General features: G+C 44.7%; 8 protein-coding genes. 5 read left to right on the top strand and 3 right to left on the bottom strand.

The window, feature by feature from the left end; genetic code table 11:
• Nucleotides 1-901, top strand: a 901-nt coding sequence (cdhD, locus tag A4E24_RS10310; protein ID WP_292353276.1) for a CO dehydrogenase/acetyl-CoA synthase subunit delta, incomplete at its 5' end; no start/stop codon positions are given.
• 3 nt (nt 902-904) lie between these two features.
• A complete protein-coding gene (acsC, locus tag A4E24_RS10305; RefSeq protein ID WP_292353275.1) occupies nt 905-2,314 on the top strand; it encodes an acetyl-CoA decarbonylase/synthase complex subunit gamma in 1,410 nt (469 codons plus the stop codon).
• A 92-nt stretch (nt 2,315-2,406) separates the two neighbouring features.
• Here acsC and A4E24_RS10300 read toward each other — a convergent pair whose 3' ends face one another.
• Nucleotides 2,407-3,309, bottom strand: a complete 903-nt coding sequence (locus tag A4E24_RS10300; RefSeq protein ID WP_292353274.1) for a C1 family peptidase — start codon at nt 3,307-3,309, stop codon at nt 2,407-2,409.
• 559 nt (nt 3,310-3,868) lie between these two features.
• On the opposite strand from A4E24_RS10300, the gene A4E24_RS10295 reads away from it, so the two are divergent.
• Nucleotides 3,869-4,225 carry a hypothetical protein gene (locus A4E24_RS10295; protein ID WP_292353273.1) on the top strand — a complete coding sequence of 119 codons (357 nt, stop codon included), beginning with the start codon at nt 3,869-3,871 and terminating at the stop codon, nt 4,223-4,225.
• 5 nt (nt 4,226-4,230) lie between these two features.
• Here A4E24_RS10295 and A4E24_RS10290 read toward each other — a convergent pair whose 3' ends face one another.
• On the bottom strand, nt 4,231-4,392 hold the full coding sequence (locus A4E24_RS10290; protein WP_292353272.1) for a hypothetical protein: 162 nt from the start codon (nt 4,390-4,392) through the stop codon (nt 4,231-4,233).
• Between the two features lie 52 nt (nt 4,393-4,444).
• A complete protein-coding gene (locus tag A4E24_RS10285) occupies nt 4,445-4,591 on the bottom strand; it encodes a hypothetical protein (RefSeq protein ID WP_292353271.1) in 147 nt (48 codons plus the stop codon).
• A 255-nt stretch (nt 4,592-4,846) separates the two neighbouring features.
• On the opposite strand from A4E24_RS10285, the gene A4E24_RS10280 reads away from it, so the two are divergent.
• Nucleotides 4,847-5,908 carry a DUF362 domain-containing protein gene (locus tag A4E24_RS10280; protein ID WP_292353270.1) on the top strand — a complete coding sequence of 354 codons (1,062 nt, stop codon included), beginning with the start codon at nt 4,847-4,849 and terminating at the stop codon, nt 5,906-5,908.
• A 204-nt stretch (nt 5,909-6,112) separates the two neighbouring features.
• Nucleotides 6,113-7,045, top strand: a 933-nt coding sequence (locus A4E24_RS10275; protein ID WP_292353269.1) for a DUF2193 family protein, incomplete at its 3' end; no start/stop codon positions are given.

Here is a 7,045-nt window from a genome sequence, read left to right as displayed (position 1 = left end):
TCTGCCATATTACTTTGATGCGGAAATGCCTCACCGCAACTATATCACCATGGATGTTTTTGACATGCCCATTGGCATGGCCAAGGCCGTTAAATCCAACTATGATGATGTAATCAACGATCCGGCAGAATGGGCAAAGAAAGTCGTCAGGGACTTTAATGCTGACATGGTGACCATACACCTGATCTCCACTGATCCTCTTATCAAGGATACTTCTGCCCGCGATGCAGCCAAAGTGGTAGAAGATGTGCTGCAGGCTGTGGATGTGCCTATAGTCATCGGTGGTTCCGGTAACCCGCAGAAGGACCCTGAAGTGCTGGAGAAAGCTGCAGAAGCTGCTGCAGGTGAGCGTGTACTACTCGCTTCCGCAAGTCTTAACCTGGATTATGAGAGGATAGCCAAAGCAGCTATAAATAATGGCCATGTGGTGCTTTCTTGGACCCAGCTTGAGATCAACGCCCAGAAAGAGCTTAACCGGAAGCTCATGAAGCAGTGTAATGTTCCAAGGGACAGTATCATAATGGACCCAACCACTGCAGCGCTGGGTTATGGGCTGGACTATGCTTACAGTAACATGGAGCGTATCAGGCTCGCAGGCCTGATGGGCGATGATGAGCTTACGTTCCCGATGTCCTCAGGCACCACTAATGCATGGGGTGCCCGTGAGGCATGGATGGTCTCATCACCACTGGCACAGGACTCTGACTGGGGTCCCAGGGAATACCGTGGTCCTATATGGGAGATCATCACCGGTCTGGCCCTGTCCCTTGCAGGCAATGATATGTTCATGATGATGCACCCCACTTCTGTGCAGGTGCTCAAGGAGATCACCCAGACCCTTTATGGCTCTATTGAATCAAAAGCAGTTGATATCAGCAACTGGATCGGAGCGGAGGTGTGAAACATGAAGATCAACAGTCCGCTTGAAGCATATAAATATCTGCCGGGTACTAACTGCGGCGAGTGTGGTGAACAGACCTGTATGGCCTTTGCTGCACACCTGATCGACCGGTCCAAGAAACTCACAGACTGCACACCCATGCTTGAAGAGAAATTCAAAAAGAAGTTCAAGGAGCTGCAGGCACTTCTCGCCCCCGAGGTCCGCGAAGTGGAGATCGGCGTGGGCGAAAAGGCAGTGAAGATCGGTGGGGACGATGTGCTGTACCGTCACAGACTCACATTCTTCGACCCAACGGCACTCGCCTATGATGTATGGGACACCATGCCTGAAAATGAACTTGTGGAAAGGGTCAGGAAGATCCAGGACTTCAAGAAGTTCTATGTAGGCAACTTCCTCACACTGGACATGGTAGCTGTCAGGTGCGTCTCCAAAGACCCCAAGAAGTTTGCCGATGCCGTTAAAAAGGTCATAGGAACCACTGATCTGCCTCTTATCCTTTGTTCCTTCGATCCTGAAGTACTGAAAGCCGGTCTTGAAGTGGCAAAGGACAAAAATCCATTGCTATATGCCGCAAACAAGGATAACTGGCAGCAGGTTGCAGATCTTGCACTTGAATACAATGTTCCTGTTACATTGTTCTCACCCGATGACCTGGACACGCTCAAATCCCTTGCAGTGACCTTTGCAAAGATGGGGACAGAGAAGCTTGTGCTTGACCCCGGCACATTCCCCGCAGGCAAGGGCCTTAAGAAGACCTTTACCAATTTCCTGAAGATCAGGAGAGCTGGTGTTGAAGGCGACAGGGATATCGCCTATCCTATAATGGCAGTCCCGCTCACTGCCTGGATGGTGCAGGATGACGCTGTCAGTGCCTCATACTGGGAAACCGTTATTGCATCCATATTCACCATAAAGTATGGCGATATAATGATAATGCACAGCATCGAGCCCTATGCTCTGCTTCCTCAGCTGCACATCAGGGACACGATCTATACCGACCCCAGAAAGCCTGTGAGCGTGCAGCCCGCCATGTACAAGGTAGGTACTCCGGACAAGGATTCACCTGTGCTGGTCACGACCAACTTTGCCCAGACCTACTACACAGTGGAGAGTGACCTTGCTTCCAGCAAGATCAATTGTTTCCTCTGGGCCATAGATACAGATGGTATCGGGGTGGAAGCTGCAGTGGCAGGCGGTCAGCTCACGGCAGCCAAGATCAAGAAAGGCATAGAGGATTCAGGTTTCGATCTGAAGAACGATACAACCCACAACACCATAATCCTTCCGGGACTTGCGGCACGTCTGCAGGGTGACGTGGAAGATGAAACCGGTGCAAGGGTAATGATCGGACCTGCTGATTCTGGTCGTCTTCCGGGCTGGATGGAAAAGAACTGGCCTCCAAAAGCAAAGTAAAAAAGTAAAGTAAAGTAAAATAAGGTGTCCGCATTTTGCGGACCCTATGATCTATTTTTCTTACAGGATCAGAAAGGATTTATCCAGATTCTTTATACGAATCTACCTGTTTCCACCCACTCCTTTTTGAGCATAGACCAGAAATCCATTGCTAGCTCCTCTAATATATACTTGTATGGAAGCCAACCGTATCCCTTGTCTCCCCAGTCCTCACCCCATGAATTCCTGATAAGAAGAGCACCTGTACTTTCCTCTTCGGAGATCGTGTTCTTTATTACCATGTTATCATCATATCCCACTGCAACTATTGCGTGTCCTCCAAGCACTCTTTCAGTATCGCATGGGAAAGGGATCTTTCCCGATTCATTTGCCTGCCTTATTGAATCAAAGACCGTGAAACCGAACATAGACGGTATACCAAAAGCTAGAGATTTCTTGACACTTCCAAGAATGTCTTCTTTTGAAGTGTTTGCAGGGTCATGTCTGAAATATCTGATAGCTTTATAGTTCCCTGCGAATGAGTAACAAAATGGAGTTGGCTCTATATCAAAATCAGGGTCATTATCAGTATAAGGCCAGTATTTCTCAGGAGGAGCGCCAAACAAGACTAGTGCTCCCATAGTAGTTCTGAGTTCTGCCCCGCTGTCTCCTTTCCAGCCGCCGAGAGTTCTTGTGGTCTTGTAAATGAACAGCCTGGAAGCATCCAGATATTTTCCATATGATCTTTTTTCAAAATACTCTATGATCCCTGCCGCCGCATTAGCTGTACAAGATCCTAGCTCCATTTGGTTTTCAACATCCGGACACCACTTCCTGAGATCTTCGGTTTCCGGAAGATCGAGTTTTGCTCTTTTCTTCAGACTGAGGGAAGATAGGAACTTCTGCATCTCTTTTGACTCGGTTTTCTGCATCTCCTTATGTTCGACCGTATAATCCCTAAGACTGGGACGGTCTGGGATCCAACCCATTCTGCCATATTTCTTAACTAATGCCATTTTCTTAACCCCCTTTTACATTACAAATAATGGTGAAGTGATAACTACTAAGAAGTAGAACCTGATCACCATCAAATTTGATCCTATAATCATTCTATATTTCCCAATAATTCCCCTACAGCACTCTGAAAAAATTCCAAACATCTGGTAATATGCTTGTCATATCAATTGACTAAAACCAGATGCTTACCAGAACCTGCTATAGCAATCTCTATAGCAAGATCTGAAACAGTACAATCCCAATCCCACTAGTTTACTATCCCAATATAAATAACACATCATGAAATATATACTTTATGATATGCTTTTATCTTCAGAACTTCACAGAGTAACACGAAAAACTCCCGTCTTGTTGAATATAAAAATCATATTCAATTGATCCTATGCTCTAAGCAACGAAGCACAATAAAAAGAGTAACTAGCGAACATTAGCATGACTTTCATTGATCGCTGAGATAACCAACAAAACCTCGATATGCTCATAGAATAGTGTCAGGTCTCTGAGAATAGAACACAACATAATTATAGTACTTCTTTGTTGTCTTATTTGGTTTTTATCATGTCAGACATAGTTCGCCACAAAAACAGTATAGAATTAACAAAAAGCTGTAAGCACTGTGTCATTCTCGGAAATGTGGAGGAAGTAGCAGATGAGTATGTGTTAAAGCTTGCGCAATGGGCTACATCCCTATGGGATTACGAAAAGATCAAGATGTGGAAAAAATCCGATACATTGGCACCCGGCTATTATATAAGGATGGCCGAGAAGGGAGCATACAAAGTACATGTGCTTGATGAAAGCATGATGAAAGACCTGTTTGACGGTGCACGGAAAGACAGTCCTGCAAGACTAAAGGATTGGGAGAAGAAAGAACTTGTTGCCTATGTGGACTGGTATGTGGATGATATCTGCTAGTTGCGTCAGAAATTAATATCGTCCACGCACGTAAAATACTCGACCGCCTTGAACCATTTTCTGCCAAGTTCAGAAGAATTGATGCTGACTGTTCCTTCTGATGCTGCAATATCTTTCTTTTTTCTTATAATGTTCGTGGGCCTGACCTTCTCAGCAGTGTTTTCCATTAATACGACACCTCCTCAAAATTGTTGTTCTGACTAACTTCATTTCTGCACTTCACTTACCAAGTATTCCACCGATCATGAAACGGTAGATCTCCATATCTTCAGTGGTGAAGGAACTTTCAATACGACCATTGATTATTGCGTGGAAACCATTTGTTTCACCACACTCTAATTGTTCCATTTTTACTCGCTTTTTCATTTATTTGCTCCAATTGTCTTTGTACGTCCTATTGTATGTGGAAAAGGCATATATATTTTATCAAAATATTCTATATATTTTTTAAAAAAACATACGTGCTATATATGAGTATATTCATGGCTGCAATGAAAATAGAACAGTTTTAATGGAAAGCTATAGTTAAATTTACAGAACTTCTACCGCTGATATAACATATGTTTTTATATCGTTATGCCACAAAATATCTTTCGCTAGGTAGCTGAAGGAGGAAACAGTATGAGCAAAGTGTTCTTTAGATCTGCTGGAGATGTAGGACCGACAAATACCCAGATTGACCAGATAAAGGAACTTTTCAGGAAAATACCTGTGGTGGAAAAAGATGATCTTGTAGCCATCAAGATCCATCCCGGAGAGTACGGTAATACCACATATGTGCGTCCCGTCATAGTCCGTACGATCGCAGATCTTGTAAAAGAGGCCGGTGGAATACCATTCATAACAGATACCACTGTCCTTTACGGTGGAAAACGCTTCAACGGCGCTGACATGCTCTGGACAGCAGCCGTGAATGGTTTTACGTTCGGTAGTATGAATGCACCGTTCATTTCTGCAGATGGTCTGCTTGGGGATGACAGTGTAAAGGTACCCATAGAAGGGGAATATATAGACGAGATCACAGTGGCCTCTGCCATTGCCAAGGCTGATGCCATGATCATGGTCTCACATTGCAAAGGTCATCCTGCATCTGGTTTCGGTGGTGCTGTGAAGAACCTGGGCATGGGATGTCTGGATAAGGAAGGCAAAGCAAAAGTGCATTCTCCCGGAATGCCGGACATTGATACGGAAACTTGCATAGGATGCGGAAAATGTGTCAGAGCATGTCCCTGGAATGCCATATACCTGGAAAACGGTAAAGCATTTGTTGATAAGAGCATGTGTATGGGCGAGTTATCGTGTCTTGGATCATGCAGCTTTGATTCTATAATGCCGCATGAGGGCTATACAACTGAACTGCAGGCTCGCTTAGGAGAAGCTGCCCTTGGACCGGTCAAGCTCCTGCCCGAAAAGATAGGATATATCAACTGGGTATTTGATCTGACTCCAGGATGTGATTGTTTCAATTTCTCTGCTCCTGCTTTTGCAGGAAATGTGGGAATTCTTGCCTCAATGGATCCTGTTGCCATTGACAAGGCTAGCCTTGACCTGGTCAATAAAAAAATTAATGAAGAGGGCTGCATACACTCCATTGAGGATGTATGGGGTATTGATCCGATGATACATCTGGAACGCGCAGCAAATATAGGTGTTGGCAGCCTGGAATATTCCTTGGATATTTGAAATTCAGTCTATTATTTTGTGGAGGGTTAATTATTTATAATACTTTCCACTATTTTTATTATGGGCGTTAGCAATTTAGTGAGGGTGCATATGGATATGTCCATTTTGTAAATGGACGATCTGATTCCCATTACAAATTTGTTCATTTAGTGGAACGGCTACCTTCCGGTTGCAATAGCTGCAAAAATAAGGGGGCATGTCTATATGAAAGAACTATATGATAAAATGGCGACTGAAGCCATGAGTGCACAAAGAGCTGTAGTGGACACTATTAATGCAAAGAGGGGTACCACATTCAAGGTAAAGGATGCACAACCTTATGTCGATGCTGTGAACAAAATGAAACCCATGGGCGAACAAGCCAAGTCAGTTTTTGCCCTGCATATGGATTCGGTCAACACACATTTCAACGTGCTTACAGGGCTCACTGATACTGTCAGGCCAGAAGATGATCCTTTTGTGGAGCATTACCAGACACCGCCTATAATGGAGATCCTGTATGAGGAAGATCCTGCTTTCAGAGCATCCGTTGAAAAGTTCGTGGATGAGATCGGAAGGTGTGAAGCCCTCATTGGAAAAGAGTCAGTGCGCAGGTATGGAGGGTTCTATGGACCCACTTGTGTGGTAGACTTTGCATTTGTACCCGGAAGCACCAGTAATGTTGTCAACAGGATCCTGCAGAAAATGGATATACCACAGGATCACAAACGAGCTATCCTTTCGTCCAAATCATGGGGCATGAACACTTCTTATGGAGTGGGAGCAAAGTTCCAGATGGCCATCGAGGAAGGCAAGACGTTATCTGAAGCTATGAAAGAAGAAATAGACATGCTGAAGATGGTCTATGATACACCCACGGATGCCCAGGCCAGGCTCATGGACGAAGCTGGTCATACGTCCTTTGACGTGCGTAAATATATGGCACAGTATAAGGACAAGATGAGAAACACAGTAAAGGCTGCAATAGATGATGAAGTGTTCTATGGTAACATAGTCACTGTTCCTGCCTACGGAGTAGGTGATGTGGCGCATCACATATCCCAGTCCATGTTCAACATGACGAAGGACGATGTGGTGATGGCTGTGATCAATGCTGTTACTGAGGTAATGGAAGCTACAATGGAGAAAGCCAAAGGC

Origin of the sequence: Methanomethylovorans sp. PtaU1.Bin093 (assembly GCF_002067275.1) — an archaeon.
Taxonomy (GTDB): domain Archaea; phylum Halobacteriota; class Methanosarcinia; order Methanosarcinales; family Methanosarcinaceae; genus Methanomethylovorans.
This window is presented reverse-complemented; position numbering and strand designations above follow the sequence as displayed.

What these genes read in the sequence shown, in the direction of transcription:
- A4E24_RS10290 (WP_292353272.1), bottom strand. Translation starts at nt 4,392, where the DNA reads ATGGAAAACACTGCTGAGAAGGTCAGGCCCACGAACATTATAAGAAAA.
- A4E24_RS10280 (WP_292353270.1), top strand. Translation starts at nt 4,847, where the DNA reads ATGAGCAAAGTGTTCTTTAGATCTGCTGGAGATGTAGGACCGACAAAT.
- A4E24_RS10285 (WP_292353271.1), bottom strand. Translation starts at nt 4,591, where the DNA reads ATGAAAAAGCGAGTAAAAATGGAACAATTAGAGTGTGGTGAAACAAAT.
- A4E24_RS10300 (WP_292353274.1), bottom strand. Translation starts at nt 3,309, where the DNA reads ATGGCATTAGTTAAGAAATATGGCAGAATGGGTTGGATCCCAGACCGT.
- A4E24_RS10295 (WP_292353273.1), top strand. Translation starts at nt 3,869, where the DNA reads ATGTCAGACATAGTTCGCCACAAAAACAGTATAGAATTAACAAAAAGC.
- acsC (WP_292353275.1), top strand. Translation starts at nt 905, where the DNA reads ATGAAGATCAACAGTCCGCTTGAAGCATATAAATATCTGCCGGGTACT.